Consider the following 25925-nt stretch of genomic DNA (forward strand, 5'->3'; position numbering starts at 1 on the left):
TTTGATTTGTTGTTTTAAGTTTATTGGTTTTTGCTTTAAATAAAAAAACCTCTGCGTTTTGGCAGAGGTTCGATTGTATCTATTTTAAAAAATTTAAAATTATGCAATAGTGTGCTCTGCGGAATCTTCCGACATCATACGACACATATGGCACATTGTAAATTTCATTTTTTGTTGTTATTGGATGAAGCAAACTTCTGAATGTTTTTTGAATTGACCAAACGAAATTTGAAAAATTAACATTTGAAGTTTGTTTATATATATTTAAATACTACGTATTTAGAATTTTGAATGAATCATAAAAAAAATAAAAAAAGTAAAATTGTTTTTTGTATTCTAAATAGTCTTTATACATTTGCAACCGAAAAATGAGAGGAAAAATTTGAACTGATTGCAACCTCGTTAAAAAATGCTAAAGCAGAAACTCTCCTTTAGCTTTACCGGCAATTTTCAGTTTTTCTTCATTACAATTAATATTAAATTAAACTATAATTATGGCTTATTTATTTACGTCGGAGTCAGTTAGTGAAGGACATCCAGACAAAGTTGCAGACCAAATTTCAGATGCGTTAATTGACAATTTCTTAGCCTTTGACCCTGAGTCAAAAGTAGCTTGCGAAACCTTGGTAACAACGGGTCAGGTAATTTTGGCCGGCGAAGTAAAATCGAATACCTATCTTGATGTGCAGCAAATTGCCAGAGAAGTAATCCGTAAAATCGGATATACTAAAAGCGAATACATGTTTGAAGCTGATTCGTGTGGTGTTTTATCTGCCATTCATGAGCAATCAGCTGATATCAATCAAGGAGTTGACAGAGCCAGCAAAGAAGAGCAAGGAGCCGGTGACCAAGGAATGATGTTTGGGTATGCTACCAATGAAACTGAAAACTACATGCCATTAGCTTTAGATTTATCTCATGCGTTATTGATTGAATTGGCTAACTTAAGAAGAGAAAACAACGAAATTAAATACTTACGCCCTGATGCTAAATCTCAGGTGACTTTAGAGTATTCTGATGACAACAAACCGGTAAGAATTGATGCCATTGTAATTTCAACACAACATGATGATTTTGCTGCAGAAGCTGAAATGTTGGCTAAAATTAAAAGTGATTTGATTTCGATTTTGATTCCGAGAATTAAAGCCAAATATCCTCAATACGCCCATTTATTCAATAACGATATTACGTATCATATAAACCCAACCGGAAAATTCGTAATCGGCGGTCCTCACGGAGACACCGGATTAACAGGAAGAAAAATCATCGTTGATACGTATGGCGGAAAAGGAGCTCACGGGGGTGGTGCTTTCTCAGGAAAAGACCCATCAAAAGTAGATCGTTCAGCGGCTTATGCAACCCGTCACATTGCTAAAAACTTAGTAGCTGCCGGATTGTGTGATGAAGTTTTGGTACAAGTTTCTTATGCGATTGGAGTGGCAAAACCAACTTCTATCAATGTGGTTACTTACGGAACTTCTAAAGTAAATTTAACCGACGGTGAAATCAGTAAAGTGGTTGAGAATGTATTTGATATGAGGCCTTACTTTATTGAGCAACGTTTGAAATTGAGAAACCCAATCTACAGCGAAACCGCAGCTTACGGACACATGGGACGTAAACCGGAAACGGTTACTAAAACTTTCCAATTGCCAAATGGCGCTCCGAAAACAGTATCGGTAGAGTTATTTACTTGGGAGAAATTAGACTTCGTTGACAAAGTAAAAGCAGCTTTTGGATTATAAAATTCCCAAAGCATTTAGTTATAAAAAATCCCGCAATTGCGGGATTTTTTGTTGCTATAAATTATACTTTAAACTGAACATCACATAGCGCGGTTGCACACGGTATTGCGATGTTCGGGTGGTGAATTGCGAGAAGCTGTCGTCATTAAGCGAAGTGGTATTCAGCAAGTTGGTTGCTGAAATTTTATACTCCCATTTGCTGTCTTTGGTCTTTTGATAAATCAAACTGGCAGATAGGAAATCGTATTCATTTTCGACTGATTTGTCGTTATTGTAATAGTGATAAAACTCATACTCGGTTACGAATGAAAAGCTTTTTAAGAAGAAATAATCCAACGTTATTGTGGGCTTGTCTGTAAAAAAAGTATCTGTCGGATAATCATTCACCGTATAACTGTAACCTAATTCAATGTTAGGCCATTGCTTAAAATTGGTCGAAGCTTTTAAACTGTAGGTTTGACTAAAACTCTCATTCGTTATCAGTACATCTTGTAATGTATTTCTATCGATTTGAATATTATTATACTTGGCCCAATTCAAACTGGCACTTAAAGAAGCTTTATAATATTTGAAAAAAGAACGACCATAATTCCCATAAAATGTCAAAGTTTCATCAGCAAACGAAGAATTATACGGAGATGAAACTTGGTTTACATTATCAAAAAAAGCTCTCGTTTTCACGGCATCAACTGTACGATTATAACTGGCAAATGCCGAAATATTCTCAAAGTTGAACATGTTGTATTTGAAATACCGCAGAGAATGAGATTGCTGAATGGCATTTTCAAGCGTTCGGTTACCGGCAGACAAACTGTTGTAGCTGTTGATAATAAACCCTTGCGCCAACCTAGTAATATCACTAAAATTATTAGTAAACGAAAAATTATACGTTAGTGTTTCCGCTTTTTTGATTTGGTAAATGGCTAAGAAATCAGGCAACAATCTCGTGAAGTTTTGGGTGTAGTTTGTTCCTAATTGTTCATTGTTTAAAGCATAGGTATGCAAGCTTACTCCAGGGGTAAAGGTAAATTTCCCGCTTAAAATTTTGTAATGCAATCCCAGGAAAGCATCGTTAAAGCGGTAATTAACGTCATTCGTATTAGAGGGAGTATTCAACTCATTAACCGTTTCGTTGTCCATAATCTGATACATACCGGAATTGAAATTCTGATGCGAGAAGGTATTCCCCAAAGTAATATTGATGTTGCTTTTTGGCGTCACCATGTAGTAGTAATCCAATTTCGTATCAATTTTATTGGTTTTCACAAAACGATTTTGATTCAAATTGGTTCTGTTTTGTGAAGGATCATAGCCCAAAACATTATTCGCCGGTGGCGGCGCTAACGGATTAACAAAAGGATCGGAAGCTAAATCAGCGTTATAAAACGGATTTTCATCTTGGTATAAATGCTGCATTTCCAAAGCAAAAACATTTTTCTCGGAAGCTGTGTAGTAAAAACTCAGGTTCTGATTGACTGAAACGGGATCTTGCTTTTTCTTGGTAAAAATATTTTCGGTAGATGAGTTATTGCTCTCATCAATGGCTTCTCTCAAAAGGAAATTGTCCTCATCTTGCTTAGAAAATTTCGCCAAAACATCATAATCAAACTGGAAATTGGCATTCGGTTTATAACTTGAACTTAGTTTAAACAATCCTAAATTATTTTTTTGATGGGCTACTTCAGCTCTGTTTTCGGTTGAGGCTACTTCGCTGGAATTTTCATTCAAATAATTCGTTGTGGATTTAGTTTCTAAATCTGTTTTAGAAGCTGAAAGAATGGCAAAACCACTAAGATTCCAGGATTTGGTTGGATTATAGGAAAAATTGGTAGCCCCAAAATCAGTTTCAATTGCTTTGGCTCGGTTATTTCGCAACAACGAAATACCCAAATCATTAGACGATACATTAAAACTTGAACCGCCTTTGGCCATCATGTTCTTAAAGCCGCCAGTGAATTTGAAATAATCCTGAATCGTCAGCGGCAATTCACCTATATTATTGGTATTAGTAATGATATTGATGCTGTATTTTGGGCTGTAATAAAACAATTTTGGGCTGATATTATAGCGGTCAAACTTGCTCTCAGGTCGAAAACCGCCGGCAGCCGTAATATCACCAAACCAAAAGTTCTTCTTGCCATCCTTTAGTTTGATGTTCATCGCTACATTATCCTGATTGTTTTCAACCCCTTTTAGTATGGAATTTTCGTTGTAGTTTCTCAAAACTTGCACCTTATCAATGGCATCAGCGGGAATATTTTTGACACCCAATTTGGTATCACCATCAAAAAAATCTTTCCCTTCCACCATTAATTTGGATACTTTTTTACCTTCAACTTCTACCTCACCATCGGCATTGACTTCAACACCGGGCAATTTTTTCAACACGTCTTCGAGCTTTCTTTCAGTTCCGGTTTTGAACGAATCAGCATTATACACTATTGTATCCCCTTTAATGGAAACCGGCATTTCGCGAACGATTTCTACGCCGTCCAATTCAATCCCACCGCTTTCCATAGTGATATTTTGAGTAATATTTTCGGATAGTGTGGCAATGGTAATTTCTTTATTCTTCATACCCAAATAGCTCAGCTTAATGGTATAAGTTGAATTAGGTTTCAAATTGAGTACAAATTTTCCTTTGTCATTTGTTATTGCATAAGCATCCATAGCATTGGTCCCTTGGTTCATGGCCATGATGTTAGCCATTTCTAGTGGTGCCTTTGTATTGTCTTGAATAACTCCTTCGAAACGAATATTTTGCGAAAAAGAGACAGTTGTTAGTAATAAAAAAAAATAGAATAATTTGTTCATGTGGTGGCTTGTATATTGTATGCTTTGGTTTGAAAAATCATGTTCCATTAGCGTTCGAGGCTTTCCATTTTGTCTTTGTGAAAAATATCAAACTCTTCTTGGGTTACCACTCTACCGGTATTAGGAACTCTAATAGGTGTATTTCCCTTATTGCTTAAAGTAACTTTTGAACATAATGTAATAGCAACTTCATCATTAAGTTCCAAGATTAAACCGGGCAATCCCCAATAGCTGGCTGGGCCAACACTAACCGGAATTTCAGGAGTGTACCATGCAATAATCTTTTTATCCTTTGGCTCTTCCTTCGTAAAAAAAGATGTTTTTGCTTGCTGCTTGCTTAAATACTCTTCATATTCCTTCTTGTCCTTTTCTGAAACCGGAATTATAAGTTCTGCCTTATAGCAATTATAATCTCCTATTTTCTTAGTTTCATTTATCAGCTTCCAATCAAGAGGAATTAATTTTTCAACAATTAAAAACTCTTTTCCTAATATATCATCTTCAGTAATTTTTGTTTGGTCTTTGAGATTGATGTACTTTTTCCCTTCGCCCGAGAAACTGATAGTGACACTCACATCATCACTTTCCGGCTTTGGTTTTTCCAAATATTGCTGTTTTTCGTACAATGCTTCTTTTTGGTTAAAAGTCAGAATAAACATTTTTTCAGAAGCTATCTGTAAGGCTTCATTATAGGCTTTTTTCAATTCGGCATCATCGTTTTGCTTAACACCAAAGCCCTTTCCTCCGTTTTTTAAAATGCGTTTGGAGAAATATTCTGCTTTGCCTTGAAATTCTTGGGCATTAAACACTACAGCAGCGAAAATCAACGATAGGAGAATTACTTTTTTCATCGGTCGAAATTAATGTCCAAATCTCATTTGAGTTCTACCGCCCCCTTTTCCGTCGTACATTTGGCGCATCTCTTCCATTTTTTTGACTACGGTTTCATCGTATTCCTTTTGCGAAATCACTTTACCATTGGTTGGCGCTTTGATTTCAACTTTGTCTTTGGCATTCAAAACCACTTTAGAACATAAAATTACCGTTTTGCCGTCATTGACTTCCAAAATCAAACCCGGAAGACCCCAATAAGTTTCCGGTCCTTGGTTCACCGGAATTTCAGGCGTATACCAAGCGGTAATGGTAATTTCTTTAGGCATATCAAAATCATCCATGAAGTTGGTTTTTTTGTCTTTGTCTTCAGTCTTAGTTTCTGATTTTGCAGCATCTTCTTTTTTATTTTCTTCTTTTTTAGGACGGAAATTTCTAAAATCAGACTGGCTAACCGGACGCACTGCTGTTGCTTTGAAGCAGTTGTAACCACCTATAACGCGGGTTTCCGACTCCATTTTCCAGTTTAGTTTTGGCAGCGAATCTTTGACTAGAAATTCTTTCCCCATAAACTCTTTGTCCACCGTATAGCTTTTGTCCTTTACGTTTTTATAGTACGTTCCGCCGCCGCCCATCATTGAAGACATCATTCTAAAGCCGCCTTGTTGCCCGCCGGGAGCATCAAGCTTTTCTTCTTCTTTATAAATAGAAGCCGATTTGTCAAAATTGAGAATGAATGTTTTTTCGAACATTTTTTTCATGCGCTCTTCAATCATTTTCTGCATTTCGGGAGTGATTTCTTTATTGCCTTCAAAACGGGATTTGAAATCAGATGTACTGGTTTTGGATTCATAAACCGCCATGCCCTGAAAATCTTTTTGTGCATTTGAAGTACTAAATACCAAGAGTAATGTGAAAGTTAAAACGATGCTTTTCATTGTAGTTTATTTTGATAGAGCAAATATGACGAATCGTTGCGAAATCTGCTACCAATATTTTGTTAAAATAGTATTTCAGTCTCATTGAAATTAATTTGGTTTACCGTAAATTAGCCTTATGATGAAAAACACGATTTACCTTTTTTTACTACTAACTTGTTCGCTTAGTTTTTGTCAAAAACCAAAACTGAAAACTACTTCTTTGAATTCCGAAGAAATGGAAAATAAGACTTATGTCGGTTTCGATGGTTTGGGCAACAATTATTACATTAAAGACAATGTATTTATCAAACAGGACAACAAACAAAAATGGGAATACAAAAATATAGCCTTAGGAAAAATAACTTCGGTAGATTATATAAACCCGTTGCAAATAGTGGTTTTTTATGAAGATTTCAATACGATTATTACACTGGACAATCAGCTGAATGAAATTCAGAAACTGAATCTTTTTGATATTGACAACAGTATTTTTGCTTCTAAAATCGGCATGGCTTCTAAGAGTCAGTTTTGGATTTACAATGCTTTGACACAGCAGATTTTGTTGTTCAATTATGCTAATAATACTTCCACCACCGTTGGAAATCCGATACAGGAAAGCATCAAATACACCCAGTCTGATTTCAATAATTTTTACTGGATTGATGAAAACAATAATTGGTTTGCTACTGATATTTATGGCAAAGTGACTTTGCTGGCTAACATTCCGCCATGGGAAAAATTGCAGATAATAGATAATGATAAATTGTTGTTTTCCTATGACAATATTCTGTATTGCCTGAATAACAAATCGAAAGTGATTTACGAAATAGAAATTGTTGAGAAATCGTTTCAGAATTTTTATTACAAAGACCAAATTTTAGCTATTTTTACCAACCAACAAATTACCAATTTTAAATTAAAATTACCATAATGCACATAGCGGTAGCAGGAAACATCGGAGCAGGAAAGACAACATTGACCAGATTTTTGGCCAAACATTTCAAGTGGGAACCTCATTTTGAGGATGTAGTTGACAATCCCTATTTGGATGATTTCTACCACCAAATGGAACGTTGGAGTTTTAATTTACAGATTTATTTCTTGAACTCTCGTTTTCGTCAAGTGTTGCAAATTCGCGAAAGCGGTAAAAACATCATTCAGGATCGTACGATTTATGAAGATGCTCACATCTTTGCTCCCAATTTGCATGCAATGGGCTTAATGACTAATCGTGATTTTCAAAATTATACCGATCTTTTTGAATTGATGGAAGGATTAGTGGGCTCCCCGGATTTGTTGATTTATTTAAGAAGTTCGATTCCTAATTTGGTTTCGCAAATTCACAAGCGAGGTCGTGATTATGAAAATACCATTTCGATTGATTATTTAAGTCGATTGAACGAACGCTACGAAGCTTGGATAACCACTTACGACAAAGGAAAGCTGCTTATTATTGATGTTGACAATGTTGATTTTGTCAATAATCCTGAAGATTTAGGAATGATCATCAACCGAATTGACGCTGAGATAAACGGATTGTTTTAGTCCTTTATATATAAAAAGCCCCGCAAATGCGGGGCTTTTTATTTTCAACATTACTCTTTAATTATTTTAAGTGTTTTAGTGGTGGTGCCTTGGCAAACCACAACTTGATACAATCCTGAGGAATATCCCTGTCCTAAAGTGAGATCAGCCATAGCATCCGGTTGGATTGCGGTTCTTTCAATGAGTTTTCCGGTCATGTCATAAACCGCAATGGTTACCCCTTCGTTGTTTGAAGAGTGTAAATCTAAGTTAAAACCATTTTTGTATGGGTTCGGGGAGGCAGTTACCTCAAATAATAAAGCCGCATCCAACTTCGTAATTAGACATTCCTGATAATAAACCGTCGCAGCTACACCAAAAACCGAGGCACCACAGCTATTGGTAAATTTAGCCCTTAAATAATTAGCGCCTACAACCGGATTGTTCACGGTATAGCTCTCGTTTGTAGCACCTCCAATATCTGCAAATCCTGTGGTCGTTGAAGTTGTGGAAGCCTGCCATTGAATAGTGCCGTTGTATCCTGAGCCAATGGTAAGCACTTTGGAATGATTGCTAGTACACATTGCTGTTGAGGAGCTTGCTCCTGAAGGTGAAGTAACGTTTTTCGAAATGTTCTTAGCCAATGGTTTGGCAACCATATACACATAGACCGTATTGCTATAAACTGTTGAACAACTGCCTAAGGTCACCTTGGCGCGGAACGCAGTATTGTAGGCTAAATTTCCGGTGCTTATTGACAATGCGTTGGAGTTAGCTATACTGGTCCACGTTGGCGATGCCGCCGTATAATTTATTGATTTTTGCCATGTGATGGTTCCTGTAGCTGTGGTTATGGTTACGCTGGTTGCTGTACCCGAACAAATGGTGGTTAAAGCTGCACTGGTAGTACCGACTGAGGCGAGTGTTCCAATGATGTAAGAAACAACATCACTATAAACAGGACTACAGGCACCGCTGGTCACTTTCGCCCTGAAATAAGTGTTTCCGGTTATGTTCACCAACATATAAGCGGCCGAAGTACTGCTTACCGAAGTGGTTCCAAAAGATAAACTAGATGTGGCAGACGAAGCTGTTGGCGCATTGAAATAGGTGATTCCATCTATAGAATATTCCCATTGTATTTTTCCGATATAACCCATAATTTTCAAGGTTCCACTGCCTCCGCTACAAATAGTTCCTCCACCCGTAATTGTTCCCGCAACCGGAGTCGGATTTACCGTAATCGTTTTTATAGTCGAAGTGGCTGTAGTTCCGCAAGGGGCGTTGGTTACAATCGCACGATACGATTTATAGGAAGTCAGCTGCATATTAGTTACCGTGAATGTAGTTCCTGTCGCGTTCGGAATATCTGAAAACGTACTACTCGCATTAGGAGCCGATTGCCATTGAATAGATGTGCCAACATAATTGCCAAGCGTAAAAGTAATATCATTGGCTTCGCATACCGAACTGGCTGCTGTTATGCTTCCTGATTTGGCCACGCCTATAATCGTTAGGTTTACAGCATCCGAAGTTACTGAAGCGCATTCGCCTCCCCCAACGATGACTCTGTATTGGGTTCCTGATTTGGGTAAGGCTGTCGTTGTTCTTGTAATACTTAAAGCAGCTGAAGTATAATTACTGTAAACACTTCCGGCATTGGAACTTGTAATCGTTATCCATGTCGAATTGGGCATGGCATCGGTAAGTACACGATACTGCCAAGTGTAAGTTGGACTAGCAATGTTTGATGCTACTGAAATATTAGCCATTGAACCTAACGTTGTACATAGCACTGGAGCAATTGGGGCTGTTGTTATGAGCGAATTATTGATGGTCAGATTTAATATTTCGGTATGATTGCCTGTTACAACCGTATACGTTCCCGATGTGCTATAGGTTTGGCCATTTACTGACCATGTGTAACTACCACAAACAGTTGCTGTGGTTGTGTTGGATGTCGGATTCAAAAATTCACAAGTTGAACTCAACTGGCAATTGGGATTAGTATACCCAGATTGGTTGATTTTGTTTTGATAATATGCCATTTCATTTGCATCAGCACATATATACTGTAAGTTTGGTGTGCCCTGAAAATTAATCCCAGAAGTTGGTGGGGGAACTACTGGAGGAGGAATGGCATTAGCACCACTATTCCCCATTCTGTAATTAGCAGAAAACTCACTGCTCATTATGATGTTATCTTTAGTATTGATAGAGATTAAATTGGTGTTGTATGAACAGTTTATCTGAACCCAAGGTCGCGATACAGTAAAAATACTCACATCAATTTTACTCAAATTATTATAGGCACAGTTAATGGAATAAATAGAATTCAGACCAGCAAGATCAAGCACTGTCAATTGATTATTTGAACAATCAAAATTAAACAGACTGGTAAGTCCCGTCAATGTTAAACTTGTCAATTGATTATTATTGCATACAAATGTGTTTAAAATTGATAACCCGCTTACGTTTAGATTAGAAATCGAATTATTATTACAATACAGATACTTTAAAGCGGTCAAATTGTGTAAATCTAAATTCGATATTGAATTATTAGTGCAGTAAAGGGTTTGCAGGTTTAAATTGGTCAAATTCAAATTAGATATTGCATTTTTTGAACAATCTAGTTCTTTCAGGTTAACTAAAGCACTAAGATTGATAGATGTTAATTGATTATTATTACAGTTCAGTTCTCTAAGATTAGTAAAACTTTCGATTCCGGTTAAATCTGAAATATTGGAACTCATTACCCATAACCTATAAATAAGTTGTGCTTCACTAACCTGAATTTGCCCATCATGATTGGCATCAATAGGGACTATATTATACGATGAATTAAATCCTATTGGTCCGGTTGTCGCCAACAATTTCGCTTTAAAATTGGCATCGGGAATATTAACAATCTGAGCCTTACTAACGGCAACTGCCAAACAGAAAAAAAAGAGCGTGTAAAGTTTCTTCATAAGTATAGCTTTTTGAAAATCAAAGTTATAAAAAATGCCTCATGTTGATGAGGCATTTTCAATAGAATTCTAAAGATTATAAATTCAAGATTACATATTCTAAAATCAAACCTGAATTACCAATATTTCCGTTAGCATGATTGTGGAAAGTGGTGTAGTATATCGTTCCGCTATTATTGGTATTGGTACAAGCACCAACTGAATCGCCGTGAGCTTCATGACTCGGCCATTCACTTTCTTCTATTGTAATGGTAATTGGACTTCCTGAGTCATCTGTATGACAAATAGTAATCCAACCATCATTTTCATTATCGCCAACCGGATCAGAAACAGTCCCTGAACTGAAGCTGTTTGTTTTAATCATTAAAGGTTGGTTAGAAACCGGATCACTCACCATTACATCCCAGTAAGTGGCATCATAACTGAATACATTTTGCCAAGAGCCTAAATTATACTCAATATCAAGTGCGGAAAATCCTAAAGCGGTAGCCAAATTAGCATCTGTTACTTGGGCTCCGGTAATAGTAGTACTGGCACCGATATTTTTCGAACACAGTTTATCATCCGGAATAAATCCGCCGGTTTCACCACAATCATGTGAATTTGAACCTCCACCGGTTAAATAGGCAACTGCCCAATCTGATGCGTATAAACTACCTCCATTGGTCACAAAATTGGCCAAATTAGTATCCATAGCAGCATTAACATAACCTTGTTTTGCACCACAATTTAAGAAGATAATGTCAAATTGAGATACTATACTGTAATCAGCCAAGTCAGCATTAGTAATTTGAGTTATGGTATATCCTAAACCCGTAACGATATCTTGGATTTCATCATAATAACCGGCTACATAAGCCATATTGGCCACCTGGTCTAATCTTGACAATGATGAGTCTATGGTTAAAGTTTGATCTTTTACAACGGTTACCTGAAGCGAGGTCCTGAAATTAGCTCCTCCACCGGTTTGCATTTGTAGTTTTCTTTGTCCGATAGGGGCTTGTAACGAAAAATCCCCATTGGCTTGAGTATAGGTATAATAAAGTTTGTTGTTGTCATCAAAGACAAAAACTAAGGCCCCACCTACCGGTTTAGAGCCATTTTTAACCATAAGTTTTCCTTTTATGGTTCCTGTTGCTTGAACTGGTGTTGAACTGTCATCCTTACTGCAACTCAACATCAGAAAGACTAACCCTAAAAAGGGTACTAAAATAGATTTAATTCTCATTGGTTTTTGGTTGTTTGGTTAATAAATTATCTGATTGTAAGTGACTTGAGGTAATCAAATATAATAAAAAAAGAAAGCAAAAAAACATAACATACAAAAATCAAAAAAAAAGTGCCTCACATATGTGAGGCACTTTTGTATCAAATAGAAATACTTTATTATTTCAAAGCATCAACTTTAGCTTTTACTTCAGCCTCTGTACCTTCAAAAGTTTCAGTAGCCGATGTCCCGTTTACAGTTGTAGTAACAGTTGCTTTTGCTTTACCGTTTGTATTGGTAATTTCAACTCTTACGTTTTTACCCATCGGTGCCTCCATTTTCATTCCTTTTTTAGCGCAACAATCGTCTTTTTTCTCAGCAATGAATTTTCCATCAGCGTCGTAATGTGACAAACAAGCTTCTTTTTGTTCCGGTGTACATTGTAAAGAATCGCACATAGCAGCACATTCTTCTTTGGTCATAGTAGCGCATTTACTCATATCGCATTTGCCTATCATATCCCCTTTGCACTCCATTTTCACATCCATAGTGCACTCCATTTTTTTGCCTTCCGATGCTACACCGTTTCCTAAAATTGGAGCAATTACTAAACCAATTAAACAAGTTAATTTGATTAAGATGTTCATAGATGGACCTGAAGTATCTTTAAATGGATCCCCAACAGTATCTCCGGTTACGGCAGCTTTGTGAGCATCAGAACCTTTGTATGTCATTTCTCCGTTGATTTCAACACCCGCTTCGAAAGATTTTTTAGCATTATCCCAAGCACCTCCGGCATTGTTTTGGAACACAGCCCAAAGAACACCAGAAACAGTAACTCCGGCCATGTAACCTCCTAACATTTCAGCGATTAATTGGTTGTTATCTCCGTAAACTAATTTACCTAATAATACGATTGCGATAGGGAAACCGATAGTTAAAACTCCCGGTAACATCATTTCTCTTAAAGCGGCTTTAGTAGAAATCTCAACACATTTACCATACTCAGGTTTTCCTGTACCTTCCATGATACCCGGAATTTCTTTGAACTGACGACGTACTTCGTAAACCATATCCATAGCAGCTTTACCAACCGAATTCATAGCCAAAGCCGAGAACACAACCGGAATCATACCACCAATGAATAACATCGCTAAAACTGGCGCTTTAAAGATGTTGATACCATCAATTCCTGTGAAAGTGACGTATGCAGCAAACAAAGCTAATGACGTTAACGCTGCAGAAGCGATGGCAAAACCTTTTCCTGTAGCAGCTGTTGTATTACCAACTGAATCCAAAATATCGGTTCTTGTTCTAACTTCTTTAGGTAATTCGCTCATTTCGGCAATACCACCAGCGTTATCAGAGATTGGTCCGAAAGCGTCGATTGCCAACTGCATAGCAGTCGTAGCCATCATAGCAGAAGCAGCCAAAGCCACCCCGTAGAAACCAGCTAAAGCATAAGAAGCCCAGATAGCACCACCAAACAATAATACAGTTGGGAAGGTAGAAATCATACCAGTAGCTAAACCGGCGATTACGTTAGTTCCTGCTCCAGTAGAAGATTTTTGTACAATAGCCAAAACCGGTTTTGTACCCAATCCTGTGTAATATTCAGTTACGGATGAAATAGCTCCACCCACGATTAATCCGATGATAGTAGCATAGAAAACTCTCATAGAAGAGATTTCTTTTAAACCTTCACCAAAGAAATCCATATTCATTTTAGTCGGTAACATATATTGTACTAAGAAGAAACAAGCCACTGCCGTTAAAATAATAGAAACCCAGTTTCCAATATTTAAGGCTTTTTGTACTTGTGCTTCTTTGGCATCATCACTAGTAATTTTCACTAACATCGTTCCGATGATAGAGAATAAGATTCCGAAACCGGCGATTGCCATTGGTAATAAAATTGGACCAATACCACCGAACGCATCTTCGATTTTTCCGCCCATATCTTTGATAACATAGTTACCTAATACCATAGCTGCTAATACCGTTGCTACATATGAACCGAACAAATCGGCACCCATTCCGGCAACGTCACCCACGTTATCACCCACGTTATCTGCAATAGTAGCAGGATTACGAGGATCATCTTCTGGAATTCCTGCTTCTACTTTACCTACTAAGTCGGCACCAACGTCAGCAGCTTTAGTATAAATACCACCACCCACACGAGCAAACAAAGCAATTGATTCAGCTCCTAAAGAAAATCCTGCTAATGTTTCTAACACTACAGTCATTCCTTCGGTATCTGTCCAAACACCACCCATAAAGAAGTGGAAGAATAATATAAAGAATGTTGTTAATCCTAAAACAGCCAAACCGGCAACACCAAGTCCCATTACTGTTCCACCACCAAAAGACACTTTCAAAGCTTGTGGTAAACTGGTACGAGCAGCTTGTGTCGTTCTAACGTTTGTTTTAGTAGCAATTTTCATCCCCATATTCCCAGCTAATGCTGAAAAGAAAGCTCCGAAAATAAACGCGATAACAATTAATAAATGCGTTTTAACACCCGGTAAAAAAGTAATACCCGCTAACACAGCACTTGCAATAAGTACAAACACAGCTAACAAACGGTATTCTGCTTTTAGGAAAGCCAAGGCACCTTCGTAGATGTAATCTGAAATCTCTTTCATCTTACCGTCTCCGGCATCTTGTTTTAAAACCCAAGCTCTTTTGGCTGCCATAAACAGCAACCCAATTATTGCCATTACTATTGGCACGTAAATCATCATTGATTCCATAAATATAATTTTCGTTATAAATTTTATCGGGGGCAAAAATAACAAAATTTTAAGAACTTATACAAGTTGTTTCGGTTTATAAAAAACAAAACTGCTAATTTCGTATAGGTACTTAAATTTTATTTCTTCTTTTGAGGTAGTAATGCCATAATATATAGGAAGCCAAGGTTCTGTGAGGTTTCCAATTGTCAGCCAATTGCTCCATTTCTTCCAAAGTGTGAATGTCGTATAATTCTTTGATTGTATTCCGAATGGCTATGTCTCCTAGCGGAATAATATCAGGGGCCTGCAAACAAAACATCAAGTAGACTTCCACTGTCCAATTGCCTACACCTTTTAATTGCAGGAGCTCCTCTCTGATTTCTTGTTGTGATTTGGACGCAAAACTCTCAAAGACAATTTCGTTGTTTAGCACTTTTTCGGCCAGATGTTTTAAGTAAATGCTTTTTTGGCGCGAAACTCCAAACCCTCTCAACTCCTCATCAGTTGCCTTGTAAATTTTTTCAGGATGGATTTCGCCATAATAATTTTGCAACTTAGCATAACAAGCTTTTGCCGAAGCAATAGAAACCTGCTGTTCCAGTATAATATGACACAATGCCGCAAAGCCTTCCTCTCGTTTTTGAATGACAGGATGGCCAAAGTTTGCTACTATGAATTGTAGTATTTTGTCTTTTTCAGCTAAAAAAACAACTGCATCCTGCATTTTTAGAAGTAAAAACCGAACGAGCCTTTAATGGTAAAATTATTGGTCTCGGGTAAATTTCTGTAATTACCGCGCCAAGCAAAGTCAAGACGGAAAACTTTAAAGATATTCCCAATACCGGCATTGTATTCCCAATATGGTTTTTCAGGTGCTTGATAGATAAGTCCGGAAGCGTTGATTAATCTGTTTTCATCTGAAACGGTTCCGTAAACGCCTTTAACACCCACAATTTCACGAAGGTTTAGTTTTCGTAATCCCGGAATTCTGGCAAATATTTTTCCTTGGAAATTGTGCTCCCATTTGAAAGTAGCATACTGATCGGCAACAAATTCATAGAAATTCAGGTTGCTGAACGTATTGTCGATGATGAAAAGAGTTTGATTCCCAGGCACCACACTCATTAATCCGAGCGGAATCTGACCGTAGGTTTTTCCTAATTCCACAGTAACATTCGAACGACCTAATGCTCCAATGATAATGGGCTGTTTGTAGTATAACTGAATTTTTTGGTAATCAAAATCACTATTGATAAACCCTTTAAATCCTTGACTGTAATTCACAAATATTCGACTGTACGGACTATCGATATCGCGTCTTTCAACACCATAACCGATTGTTTTTTTCTTTGGCGTCAATTCAATCTGCACATTCAACTCTGATTGTGTCACGTTGCTTTTTGTGCTTGTTAACGTTTCGTCTGTGTAATAATCAAGCTTAAAGGTATCTGACGCCGATTGTAACGTGCGGTAAGAAAATCCAAGTTGGAAAGTCACATTTTTTATAGGCTCAATCTCTGCTGCTAAAGTCGTCAGGTTGATATTGGTTAGTTTTCCATTGGAGCCTGTTGTAAATAATCCGGACGAGGCATAACTCCTCCCCAAAACATCATTGGTCGTTGTTAAACTAGCTCCTATTTGTTCCACATCACGTCGGTTTCCGCCGGAAATAATAATTCTATTTTCCTTGTTAACCATCCATTTCCCGGAAATTCCGTATTTAAATTTATTGTCTTTAAATCCGTAAGCGGTGTAGCCTTGTATACGCCAAAGGTCATTAGGCCCGAAATAGGTTCTGACTCCGGCTCTTAAACGCAAACCTTCTACTTCATTGTTGCCAATTGTGGAAAATATTGGCCCGTAATCCAAATGATATTTTGGAATTTCAATATACCCGCTACCTAGAATTGACACCAGACTGTAAAGTTGTTTGAACTTTTTGACTGTTTTGAGGGTGTCAATCATTTTATAGATTTTCTCCTCATCTTTATTCAGATGTTCAAATCGGTTTTCATCCCAATACTCATTAGATCTTGCATAAACCTCATTGTCTATATAATTGATCTCTTGTTTATAGAATTTATCCGGTTTCTTTTCATTGAACTTAAAGTTTCTATACAAAGTGGTTCGTTTTCCGTAGACCCCTTTCGATTCTTCCTTTTTTCTCAAGGCAAAATCGGACATCATATAATCGCGGGTCGGCAAGAAAACAGAATCATTCAACACTTCATATTCTTGTTCCAAATAAATATCTTTTACCCAGTTGATGTTGGCGCTTTTGGTGATGGCCATATTAATTTTCTTGATGGCAAATGTGGTATCATTGACCCAGAAATCCCCTTTAAAAGTGAGTTCGTTTTTACGTCTTGGGTAAAAGACAATATTATAGCAAAGTTTGTTATCAATCACCGCTGTATCGGCCAAAACATAGTTATAGACATCAATTCCGGTTCGGGATAACGGACTGGTAAAACTCTTGTCAAACAACTGCAAATAGTTGTCATAAATATCGTAATCGTTATACAAATCCTTGATAAACATATTGACTCCATCGCCGCTTCCTAAACCTGAGTTTTTGTTGGCTTTCAGGATTTCTTTTGATCTTTTGTTTTCGTTATCACCATAAAAATCAGTCAAAGATTCATTAATGAATATAGGCAGATAGGTTTTTCCGGTAACTTTTGAAGTATCTATATTTTTGAACACAAACTCCATTCCTTTGAAAATTTTACTTTTCATAAAGGCACTGTCGATGGTGTTCATATCAAATTCTACTTTTTCGTATTTTTCAAATTGATATTGCTTGAACATTTTAAGTCCGTTCTTTCTTCTTCGCTCCCATATTTTTCTGAGAATGTCTAAAGCCGGATTGTTCTTTTTGGATGTTTTACCGGCATAAATCTTAACTTCTTTTAATGTATTTCCTTCGGTTAGAACCACTTTGAAATCATAATTTACCTGTTTAGGCAATTTCACTACCTTATCAGGAAAACCTACAAACGAAACGACTAACTCAGTGTAATTATCGGGTGATTCTATATAAAAACGTCCATCTTCGTTGGAAACTACCCCAACATTAGAACCTTTGAATACAATATTTGCATAGGGAATTGGTTCCTTAGAATTATCTAACACAACACCGCTTACTTTGGTTTGGGCCGTAATGATATTGGCAAAAACCACTAGAAATAAACTAAAAAATATCTTTCTCATAAACAAAAAAAAACTCCATCAAAAAAGGTTTGATGAAGTTTCAAATATAAGTATAATTCTATTATTTGTATGTTACTTTTTTTACTGCTTTGATAACATCTTCTGCATTAGGCAACCACTCTTTTAATAGCGTTGGCGAATAAGGTGCAGGGGTATCAGCCGTAGTGATTCTTTGGATAGGTGCATCTAAATAATCAAAAGCTCTTTCTTGAACCATATAGGTGATTTCAGAGGCTACGCTGGCAAATGGCCAAGCTTCTTCCAACACTACTAATCTGTTCGTTTTTTTAACCGAATTGATAATGGCATCATAATCCATCGGACGCACAGTTCTCAAATCGATAATTTCACAAGAGATGCCTTCTTTGGCTAACTCATCCGCAGCGATAAAAGCTTCTTTAATGATTTTTCCAAAAGAAACAATCGTTACATCAGTCCCTTCTCTTTTAACATCAGCAACACCAAGTGGAATAGTGTATTCTTCTTCAGGCACTTCGCCTTTATCACCATACATTTGCTCCGATTCCATGAAAATTACCGGATCGTTATCACGAATGGCGGCTTTCAATAATCCTTTGGCATCATAAACGGTAGACGGAACCACAACTTTCAATCCCGGTGTGTTGGCAAACCAATTTTCAAAAGCTTGTGAGTGTGTAGCACCTAATTGTCCGGCAGAAGCGGTAGGCCCACGAAAAACCATCGGCATTGGAAATTGTCCGGCCGACATTTGACGCATCTTAGCAGCGTTATTGATGATTTGATCAATTCCGACTAATGAGAAATTGAAGGTCATATATTCTACAATCGGACGACAACCGTTCATCGCTGAACCTACTGCAATTCCGGCAAAACCAAGCTCTGCAATAGGAGTATCAATGACTCTTTTCGGGCCAAATTCGTCTAACATTCCTTTAGAAGCTTTGTAAGCACCATTGTATTCGGCTACTTCCTCTCCCATTAAATATACAGATTCATCGCGACGCATTTCTTCACTCATCGCTTCGGCTATCGCTTCTCTAAATTGTATCGTTCTCATAGTATGATTATGTTACTTTCTATAATTTTGAATGGCAAAAATAAAAATTAAAAACGATTAAAAAACATTTATCGCCCTTAATTAATAGCGTTTTGACCCAACATAAATTTGAAATAAAACCAATTGCATTTTTCATTCCTTACGAAATCGATTGAAATTTAAAAAAAATATTATGCACGCATATAAAAATTAGAAATATATTTTATACTTTTACGCTCTTAAAATTCACTTAATAGATACTATAATGAAAATATTAGTTTGCATCAGTCATGTGCCTGATACTACTTCAAAAATCAATTTCGTTAACGGTGATTCAGAATTTGATACCAATGGTGTACAATTCGTTATCAACCCCAATGACGAGTTCGGATTAACCAGAGCGATTTGGTTTCAAGAACAACAAGGAGCTACTGTAACGGTTGTCAATGTTGGCGGTCCTGATGCGGAAGCTACACTTAGAAAAGCACTAGCTATAGGCGCTAACGAAGCGATTCGTGTGAATGCTAATCCAACCGACGGATTTTTTGTTGCCAAACAATTAGCGGAAGTCGTTAAATCAGGCGGCTATGATTTAGTGATCTGCGGAAAAGAATCGTTAGACTACAATGGAGGTATGGTTCCTGGTATGTTGGCCGGTTTATTAGATTACAATTTTGTAAACTCTTGTACCGAGTTAACTATCGAAGGCACTTCAGCCAAAGTAGCTCGAGAAATTGACGGTGGAAAAGAAACTATTGCAGCTTCATTGCCATTAGTAATAGGCGGACAAAAAGGATTGGTGGAAGAAAAAGACTTACGCATCCCGAATATGAGAGGCATCATGACCGCCAGAACCAAAGTATTAACAGTACTTGAACCGGTTGCGGCTAATGTAAATACCAAAGCGGTGAAATTTGAAAAACCAGCTCCGAAATCAGCCGTAAAATTATTTTCCGCTGATGATTTAGACGGATTAGTAAATGCCTTACACAACGAAGCAAAAGTGATTTAGGAATTAGGATTTGGGAATCAGGAATTAAAATCCTTAATCCAAAATCTATAAATCCTTAATCCGAAAATCCTTAATCTTAAATAAAAAAATTATGTCATTATTAATTTACGCAGAATCGGCAGACGGAAAATTCAAAAAAGTAGCTTTTGAGTTGGCGTCTTATGCAAAAAAAGTAGCCGAATCATTAGGAACAACCGTAACAGCAGTAACTGTAAACGCCGGTAATGTTTCCGATTTATCAAAATATGGTGTAGATAAAGTATTGAAAGTATCTAACGACAAGTTGGCCAACTTCAATGCCAAAGCTTATGCCGATGTAGTAAAACAAGCCGCACAAAAAGAAGGAGCCAAAGTGATTTTGCTTTCCTCTACTACCGATAGTTTATACATGGCACCAATAGTAGCCGTGGGCCTTGACGCCGGATTTGCTTCAAACGTAGTAGGATTGCCGATAAGCACATCACCTTTTCAGGTAAAAAGAAATGCTTTTTCAAACAAAGCCTTCAACATCACCGAAATTACAACAGATGTAAAAGTATTAAGCTTAGCTAAAAACTCATACGGATTAGTAGAAAGTGCTTCCTCAGCTACTGAAGAAGATTTCGCGCCAAGCTTAAACGAAGCCGATTTCAATGTAAAAGTAGCTTCGGTTGAAAAAACCAGCGGTAAAGTAACCATCGCCGATGCAGACATAGTAGTATCAGGAGGTCGTGGGTTAAAAGGACCGGAGAATTGGGGCATGTTAGAAGAATTAGCCTCTGTTTTAGGAGCGGCTACCGCTTGTTCAAAACCGGTATCCGATTTAGGTTGGAGACCTCACAGCGAACACGTAGGACAAACCGGAAAACCGGTAGCTACCAATTTATATATCGCCATAGGAATTTCGGGAGCTATTCAGCATATTGCCGGAATCAATTCCTCAAAAGTAAAAGTGGTAATCAACTCCGATGCCGACGCGCCATTCTTCAAAGTAGCCGATTACGGTGTGGTGGGTGACGCCTTCGATATTGTACCAAGATTGACGCAAAAACTAAAAGAGTTCAAAGCGCAAAACGCCTAAAATAAATTTATTAATTCAAATCAGGAGCTGTCGAAAAATTATTTTTTTGACGGCTCTTTTTTTTATCCTTTCCATTTTTAGAAGCGAAAAGTTTTTGTTACTTTGCAGTCCATTTTCCTGCTGTACGTTCCAATCTTTTCTGCATTTCCCTTTCGCTATCGCTACAGGGCAATCCAAAAAAGGATTTACACTGCCATCAGGGCTAATGAGGATTTGTATTGCATAGTTGCTATCGTTTTGAATACAGAAACTGGAGTAACTGAATCTAACATTAAAAACCATAATGAGTTTAGTAAAACTAACCATAAAAGGGATTTCCTATAGTCAAACACAAAATGGCGCTTACGCGTTGATTCTAAACGAGGTAGACGGGGAAAGAAAATTACCGATTGTCATCGGCGCTTTCGAAGCCCAATCTATAGCCATAGCACTCGAAAAAGAAATCAAACCGCCACGGCCGTTGACACACGATTTATTCAAGAGTTTCGCTGACCGTTTTGATATTGTAGTAAAACAAGTCATTATCCACAAATTGGTGGATGGTGTTTTTTACTCGAGCATCATTTGCGAACGCGACAAAATAGAGGAAATTATCGATGCCCGAACTTCGGATGCTATTGCTTTAGCCCTGCGCTTTGCCGCTCCGATTTTTACATATAAAAACATTCTAGACAAAGCCGGAATCTATTTAAATCCAAATCCGGCTGAATTGGAAAATCCGGGCTCAGAAGACGAAGGCGTACTCTCTACTCCGGAAACTTTCGGTTTAGACAACGAAGGCAAATCAGGAGATATTTATGTCAGCATGAGTTTGTCTGAACTGCACGAAGCTTTAGAGAAAGCCGTTCAGGATGAAGATTATGAAAAGGCCGCCAAGATAAGAGACGAAATTTCGAAAAGAGAAAGCTAAATAATTATTTTGAATGTTAAATGCGTTATCAATTTAACTAACCCAGATTAATTTATCATTCAACATTTACAATAAATTTTATGAAGCAGTACCATGATTTAGTGCGACACGTTTTAGCAAACGGTTGTCAAAAAGGAGATAGAACCGGGACGGGAACCAAAAGTGTTTTTGGGTACCAAATGCGCTTTGATTTAAATGAAGGTTTTCCAATGGTAACTACCAAAAAACTTCACCTGAAATCAATTATTTATGAGTTATTATGGTTCTTAAAAGGCGATACTAATATTGCTTATTTAAAAGAAAACGGCGTAAAAATCTGGGACGAATGGGCTGATGAAAACGGGGACTTGGGTCCGGTATACGGCCATCAATGGCGCAATTGGAACAGCGAAGAAATTGATCAAATCACCGAATTGATTGACACTTTAAAGAAAAACCCCAACAGTCGACGCATGTTGGTTTCCGCCTGGAATCCTTCGGTATTGCCGGACACTTCAAAATCGTTTGCCGAAAATGTAGCCAACGGAAAAGCCGCTTTACCTCCTTGCCATGCCTTTTTTCAATTTTATGTAGCCGATGGCAAATTATCTTGTCAGTTATACCAAAGAAGCGCTGATATTTTCTTAGGCGTTCCGTTTAATATTGCTTCTTATGCTTTATTTACCATGATGATTGCTCAGGTTTGCGACTTACAAGTAGGCGAATTCATTCACACTTTTGGCGATGCTCATATTTATAACAATCACTTTGAACAAGTAGAATTGCAATTATCGCGTGAGCCAAGACCATTACCGAAAATGATTCTGAATCCGGAGGTGAAAAACATCTTCGACTTTACTTTTGAAGATTTTACTTTAGTAGATTACGACCCGCATCCTCATATTAAAGGCGCTGTTGCTATTTAAATCGTTTCCAAATTTCTAAAAAAGACTACCAATTATTAGTTCCGCTAATTTTTTGTTTATTTTTATATGGAATTTACTTTTCTTTAACCAATGAAAACAATCGGAATTATCGGCGTCGGATTCACCGGAACAATGACAGCCGTTCAGCTTATTGAAAAAGCTACAGCTCCATGTGAAATAACTTTAATAAATGAGAGAGAAACACTGAACCGAGGCATTGCTTATAATCCGTATTCAGACAAACATTTATTAAATGTCATAACCGCTAAAATGAGTGCTTTCCCTGATCAGCCGGATCATTTTTTGGACTGGATTATGGAAAGGGATGACTTTAAAAATAAAGACAAGGCTTTTATTGCCAATTCCTTTTTACCACGTCAATTGTTTGGCGATTATTTGGTTACCATTTGGGAAAAATACCAAGCAGTTGCTAAATCAAAAAACATAAAACTAACCGTCATTGAAAGTTTTGTGGTCGATTTAGAAGTACATCCTAATTCCGTAGAACTTTGGTTAGACAACAACGACAAATTGCTGGTGGATTATGGTATAATTGCTTCCGGAAATCAAGTGCCAAAGAATCCAAAAATAGAAAATCCTGATTTTTACCAAAGCAAAAATTATTTCCAAAACCCCTGGAAGATTGATTCAGTACTTAACATCAACCCCGATTTGCCCGTATTGATTGTAGGTAATGGATTGACCATGGTGGATACTGTAATTGCTCTTTTGGAACAAGGATTTAAAAATGAAATTTATTCCATTTCCCCTAACGGATTTAATATTTTACCACACCGTCACAACGGATTGAAATACACCAAACTAACCGAAGAGCTGCGAGACGATATGAGTTTGTATGATTTGGTGAAATTGGTTCATAAACACATCAAAGCGGTTAGAGAATATGGCGCAACTGCCGAACCGGTCATCGATTCTTTGCGTCCGTTTACTCAAAATATGTGGAAACGTTTTACCGATGAAGAAAGAAGTATATTCATGTCGAGATTCCGTCATTTATGGGGAGTTGCGCGTCATCGAATTCCGATTCACTCTCACGATAAATTACAGCAGTTGCGTATTGACGGCAAGTTAAAAATCAATTCCGGCCGATTACTGAATTTCACCGAAGTGGCAGATGGTATCCTAGTGGATTATTTTGACAAAAAAGAACACGCCAACAAGCAAGTAAAAGTATCGAGAATCATTAACTGCACCGGTCCAGACACCGATTTGAATAATATTGAGCATTCGTTTCTGAAAAACTGTCTGCTAAAAGGACTCTTAAAACAAGACACTCTTAAATTGGGAATTGTTGCTGACACCACCACTTTTCAAGTTATTGATGCCAACAATCAACCGCATTCCAATTTATTTACCTTGGGCGGAAATTTGAAAGGCGAACTTTGGGAAAGCACCGCGGTGAATGAACTTAGAACACAAGCTGAACGTTTGGCCGAAAGACTTAAACCGCAAAATCAGCCAACGGTAGTTCAGCCATTAGATGCTTAATCACCTTATATCTTATGCATAAAATCCGCTCTTAAGCGGATTTTTTATTTTTTAACCAACTAAAATATCATAGTACCAAAACACTGTTTTCTGCTCCGGCAAAATCGTTATAAGTAAAACTGTCGGCTTCCGTATTGTTTACCAAATTTACTATTTTACAAGCGCTATCACTTTTAGGAGATTACTAAAAAAGCAGGTGTGATTAAAAGAAAACACATAATTTATGACTCCTTAATTTCTTTATTCTTTATCAAGAAAACGTTTTCTTACTGCATTATCTGAAAATGAGATTTTAGCATTTTAAAAATAAGTTTTATCTTTAAAGCACTAATTTCGCCCTATGGAAAGAGATCAACACGAATTATACGAATATGCCCGAGATAGAATCAAACAAAAAAAAAGTTTGTATTTTCATTTCATGGTGCTGTTAATCGGCAGTTTGTTTTTATTTGTTGCCAACAAATGGCTTTCTTTCTATCCTGACAGAACCTGGTGGACTTGGGCGGTTGCCCTTTGGATATTCCTGTTTTTACTTCACACCATTAAAGTATTTATCATTGACAGCTTTATGAACAAACACTGGGAGCGTGCTCAAATTGATAAGCTAATGTTGCAACAATCCAAAAAATTAGAACAATTGAAAAATGATTTTGATAATGCTAAATCTACTGCAGAATGATTACACTTATAGCGGCAGTAGCAGAAAACAATGCACTGGGTAAAGACAATCAACTGCTTTGGCATTTGCCCGATGATTTTAAACGATTCAAAAGTTTAACTTCCGGACATTATATTATCATGGGAAGAAAAACATTTGAAAGTTTTCCAAAACCTTTGCCCAACAGAACGCATGTTATCATCACCCGACAAAAAAACTATGCTCCAGAAGGTTGTATTGTTGTCAATTCATTGGAAGATGCTATTGCGGTTTGTCCAAAAGACGAAGAAGTTTTTGTCATTGGAGGTGGTGAAATTTATACTCAATCTATAGCCATGGCTGATAAAATTGACATCACCAAAGTACATCAGCATTTTGAAGCCGACACTTTTTTTCCCGAAATCGATTTGAAGCTATGGAAGTTGATAAGTGAAGAATTTCATCCCAAAGATGAAAAGCATGCTTTTGACTTTACTTTTTTAACTTACGTCAGAAGATAAAAAAACACCCCGAAAGGTGTTTAAAATCAAAACAGTTAATCCATTTCTCATTAAGTTTCCAATAATAATTGGCAGCTTAAGACGAAAATAATCAGTACCAAGAACAGGCCTGAGGATATCATTATCACATTGGAAATTCTTTGCGAGTACATTTCATAGAATCCTTTAACGCCAAATACCACAAAAGTGCTAAAGGTGAAATATGTCAAAATTTCCAAAAATTTATTTAACCCAATAAACAAATGCCTTTCAACCTCATTGCCCCCAATAAGATTGACAGAATCTTTCAATAGAAATAAAAGGACAAAAGTTACCACAAGTGAAACTACAATCCATCTTATTTCTGACATCATAACTCTTGCATTCATGGTCTTAAATATTTTGATTTTTGA

General features: G+C 37.1%; 19 protein-coding genes. 10 read left to right on the forward strand and 9 right to left on the reverse strand.

All coding sequences use genetic code 11. From position 1 onward, the window contains the following. Positions 1-494: 494 nt before the first annotated feature. Complete coding sequence (gene metK, locus GUU89_RS02525; protein ID WP_162126448.1) at positions 495-1745, forward strand: methionine adenosyltransferase; 1251 nt, start codon at positions 495-497, stop codon at positions 1743-1745. Between the two features lie 54 nt (positions 1746-1799). On the opposite strand, the gene GUU89_RS02530 is transcribed toward metK, so the two are convergent. From GUU89_RS02530 to GUU89_RS02540, 3 genes are read right to left on the reverse strand one after another with little or no spacing between them, the layout of a single operon-like run. Further along, a complete protein-coding gene (locus GUU89_RS02530; protein WP_162126449.1) occupies positions 1800-4559 on the reverse strand; it encodes a carboxypeptidase-like regulatory domain-containing protein in 2760 nt (919 codons plus the stop codon). 47 nt (positions 4560-4606) lie between these two features. Continuing rightward, entirely contained in the window at positions 4607-5410 is an 804-nt protein-coding gene (locus tag GUU89_RS02535; protein ID WP_162126450.1) for a GLPGLI family protein, read from the reverse strand. A gap of 9 nt (positions 5411-5419) precedes the next feature. Beyond that, a complete protein-coding gene (locus GUU89_RS02540; protein ID WP_162126451.1) occupies positions 5420-6328 on the reverse strand; it encodes a GLPGLI family protein in 909 nt (302 codons plus the stop codon). Between the two features lie 217 nt (positions 6329-6545). Here GUU89_RS02540 and GUU89_RS02545 point away from each other — a divergent pair, with 217 nt between their 5' ends. Continuing rightward, entirely contained in the window at positions 6546-7241 is a 696-nt protein-coding gene (locus tag GUU89_RS02545) for a hypothetical protein (RefSeq protein ID WP_162126452.1), read from the forward strand. Beyond that, a complete protein-coding gene (locus tag GUU89_RS02550) occupies positions 7241-7855 on the forward strand; it encodes a deoxynucleoside kinase (RefSeq protein WP_121312655.1) in 615 nt (204 codons plus the stop codon). The genes GUU89_RS02545 and GUU89_RS02550 overlap by 1 nt, the downstream gene beginning before the upstream one ends. A 50-nt stretch (positions 7856-7905) precedes the next feature. On the opposite strand, the gene GUU89_RS02555 is transcribed toward GUU89_RS02550, so the two are convergent. The 6 genes from GUU89_RS02555 to GUU89_RS02580 all read right to left on the reverse strand — a co-directional run bounded on the left by GUU89_RS02555 (position 7906) and on the right by GUU89_RS02580 (position 19000). Then, a complete protein-coding gene (locus GUU89_RS02555; protein ID WP_162126453.1) occupies positions 7906-10803 on the reverse strand; it encodes a leucine-rich repeat domain-containing protein in 2898 nt (965 codons plus the stop codon). Between the two features lie 76 nt (positions 10804-10879). Then, positions 10880-12031: a carboxypeptidase-like regulatory domain-containing protein gene (locus GUU89_RS02560; RefSeq protein ID WP_162126454.1), complete on the reverse strand. Its 1152-nt coding sequence runs from the start codon at positions 12029-12031 to the stop codon at positions 10880-10882. 158 nt (positions 12032-12189) lie between these two features. Beyond that, entirely contained in the window at positions 12190-14766 is a 2577-nt protein-coding gene (locus tag GUU89_RS02565) for a sodium-translocating pyrophosphatase (protein ID WP_162126455.1), read from the reverse strand. A 112-nt stretch (positions 14767-14878) separates the two neighbouring features. Continuing rightward, on the reverse strand, positions 14879-15472 hold the full coding sequence (locus tag GUU89_RS02570) for a DNA-3-methyladenine glycosylase family protein (protein WP_162126456.1): 594 nt from the start codon (positions 15470-15472) through the stop codon (positions 14879-14881). Between the two features lie 2 nt (positions 15473-15474). Continuing rightward, positions 15475-17961, reverse strand: coding sequence for a DUF5686 and carboxypeptidase-like regulatory domain-containing protein (locus tag GUU89_RS02575; RefSeq protein WP_162126457.1), 2487 nt, complete (start codon positions 17959-17961; stop codon positions 15475-15477). 61 nt (positions 17962-18022) lie between these two features. Continuing rightward, positions 18023-19000, reverse strand: coding sequence for a pyruvate dehydrogenase complex E1 component subunit beta (locus tag GUU89_RS02580; protein ID WP_162126458.1), 978 nt, complete (start codon positions 18998-19000; stop codon positions 18023-18025). A 244-nt stretch (positions 19001-19244) separates the two neighbouring features. On the opposite strand from GUU89_RS02580, the gene GUU89_RS02585 reads away from it, so the two are divergent. The 7 genes from GUU89_RS02585 to GUU89_RS02615 all read left to right on the forward strand — a co-directional run bounded on the left by GUU89_RS02585 (position 19245) and on the right by GUU89_RS02615 (position 25533). Next, a complete protein-coding gene (locus GUU89_RS02585; RefSeq protein WP_162126459.1) occupies positions 19245-19991 on the forward strand; it encodes an electron transfer flavoprotein subunit beta/FixA family protein in 747 nt (248 codons plus the stop codon). Between the two features lie 91 nt (positions 19992-20082). Further along, positions 20083-21051 (forward strand): electron transfer flavoprotein subunit alpha/FixB family protein, encoded by a 969-nt coding sequence (locus tag GUU89_RS02590; protein WP_162126460.1) that lies wholly within the window; start codon positions 20083-20085, stop codon positions 21049-21051. Between the two features lie 283 nt (positions 21052-21334). Further along, positions 21335-21961 (forward strand): bifunctional nuclease family protein, encoded by a 627-nt coding sequence (locus GUU89_RS02595; protein ID WP_162126461.1) that lies wholly within the window; start codon positions 21335-21337, stop codon positions 21959-21961. An 80-nt stretch (positions 21962-22041) separates the two neighbouring features. Continuing rightward, positions 22042-22866: a thymidylate synthase gene (locus tag GUU89_RS02600; RefSeq protein WP_162126462.1), complete on the forward strand. Its 825-nt coding sequence runs from the start codon at positions 22042-22044 to the stop codon at positions 22864-22866. Between the two features lie 90 nt (positions 22867-22956). Further along, complete coding sequence (locus tag GUU89_RS02605; RefSeq protein ID WP_162126463.1) at positions 22957-24375, forward strand: FAD/NAD(P)-binding protein; 1419 nt, start codon at positions 22957-22959, stop codon at positions 24373-24375. A 340-nt stretch (positions 24376-24715) separates the two neighbouring features. Next, positions 24716-25054, forward strand: coding sequence for a 2TM domain-containing protein (locus GUU89_RS02610; RefSeq protein WP_162126464.1), 339 nt, complete (start codon positions 24716-24718; stop codon positions 25052-25054). Further along, positions 25051-25533 carry a dihydrofolate reductase gene (locus GUU89_RS02615; RefSeq protein ID WP_162126465.1) on the forward strand — a complete coding sequence of 161 codons (483 nt, stop codon included), beginning with the start codon at positions 25051-25053 and terminating at the stop codon, positions 25531-25533. Before GUU89_RS02610 ends, GUU89_RS02615 begins: the two co-directional genes overlap by 4 nt. Positions 25534-25925 lie beyond the last annotated feature (392 nt).

Source organism: Flavobacterium phycosphaerae, from assembly GCF_010119235.1.
Classification (GTDB): domain Bacteria; phylum Bacteroidota; class Bacteroidia; order Flavobacteriales; family Flavobacteriaceae; genus Flavobacterium; species Flavobacterium phycosphaerae.

What these genes read in the sequence shown, in the direction of transcription:
- metK (WP_162126448.1), top strand. Translation starts at nt 495, where the DNA reads ATGGCTTATTTATTTACGTCGGAGTCAGTTAGTGAAGGACATCCAGAC.
- GUU89_RS02530 (WP_162126449.1), bottom strand. Translation starts at nt 4,559, where the DNA reads ATGAACAAATTATTCTATTTTTTTTTATTACTAACAACTGTCTCTTTT.
- GUU89_RS02535 (WP_162126450.1), bottom strand. Translation starts at nt 5,410, where the DNA reads ATGAAAAAAGTAATTCTCCTATCGTTGATTTTCGCTGCTGTAGTGTTT.
- GUU89_RS02540 (WP_162126451.1), bottom strand. Translation starts at nt 6,328, where the DNA reads ATGAAAAGCATCGTTTTAACTTTCACATTACTCTTGGTATTTAGTACT.
- GUU89_RS02545 (WP_162126452.1), top strand. Translation starts at nt 6,546, where the DNA reads ATGGAAAATAAGACTTATGTCGGTTTCGATGGTTTGGGCAACAATTAT.
- GUU89_RS02550 (WP_121312655.1), top strand. Translation starts at nt 7,241, where the DNA reads ATGCACATAGCGGTAGCAGGAAACATCGGAGCAGGAAAGACAACATTG.
- GUU89_RS02555 (WP_162126453.1), bottom strand. Translation starts at nt 10,803, where the DNA reads ATGAAGAAACTTTACACGCTCTTTTTTTTCTGTTTGGCAGTTGCCGTT.
- GUU89_RS02560 (WP_162126454.1), bottom strand. Translation starts at nt 12,031, where the DNA reads ATGAGAATTAAATCTATTTTAGTACCCTTTTTAGGGTTAGTCTTTCTG.
- GUU89_RS02565 (WP_162126455.1), bottom strand. Translation starts at nt 14,766, where the DNA reads ATGGAATCAATGATGATTTACGTGCCAATAGTAATGGCAATAATTGGG.
- GUU89_RS02570 (WP_162126456.1), bottom strand. Translation starts at nt 15,472, where the DNA reads ATGCAGGATGCAGTTGTTTTTTTAGCTGAAAAAGACAAAATACTACAA.
- GUU89_RS02575 (WP_162126457.1), bottom strand. Translation starts at nt 17,961, where the DNA reads ATGAGAAAGATATTTTTTAGTTTATTTCTAGTGGTTTTTGCCAATATC.
- GUU89_RS02580 (WP_162126458.1), bottom strand. Translation starts at nt 19,000, where the DNA reads ATGAGAACGATACAATTTAGAGAAGCGATAGCCGAAGCGATGAGTGAA.
- GUU89_RS02585 (WP_162126459.1), top strand. Translation starts at nt 19,245, where the DNA reads ATGAAAATATTAGTTTGCATCAGTCATGTGCCTGATACTACTTCAAAA.
- GUU89_RS02590 (WP_162126460.1), top strand. Translation starts at nt 20,083, where the DNA reads ATGTCATTATTAATTTACGCAGAATCGGCAGACGGAAAATTCAAAAAA.
- GUU89_RS02595 (WP_162126461.1), top strand. Translation starts at nt 21,335, where the DNA reads ATGAGTTTAGTAAAACTAACCATAAAAGGGATTTCCTATAGTCAAACA.
- GUU89_RS02600 (WP_162126462.1), top strand. Translation starts at nt 22,042, where the DNA reads ATGAAGCAGTACCATGATTTAGTGCGACACGTTTTAGCAAACGGTTGT.
- GUU89_RS02605 (WP_162126463.1), top strand. Translation starts at nt 22,957, where the DNA reads ATGAAAACAATCGGAATTATCGGCGTCGGATTCACCGGAACAATGACA.
- GUU89_RS02610 (WP_162126464.1), top strand. Translation starts at nt 24,716, where the DNA reads ATGGAAAGAGATCAACACGAATTATACGAATATGCCCGAGATAGAATC.
- GUU89_RS02615 (WP_162126465.1), top strand. Translation starts at nt 25,051, where the DNA reads ATGATTACACTTATAGCGGCAGTAGCAGAAAACAATGCACTGGGTAAA.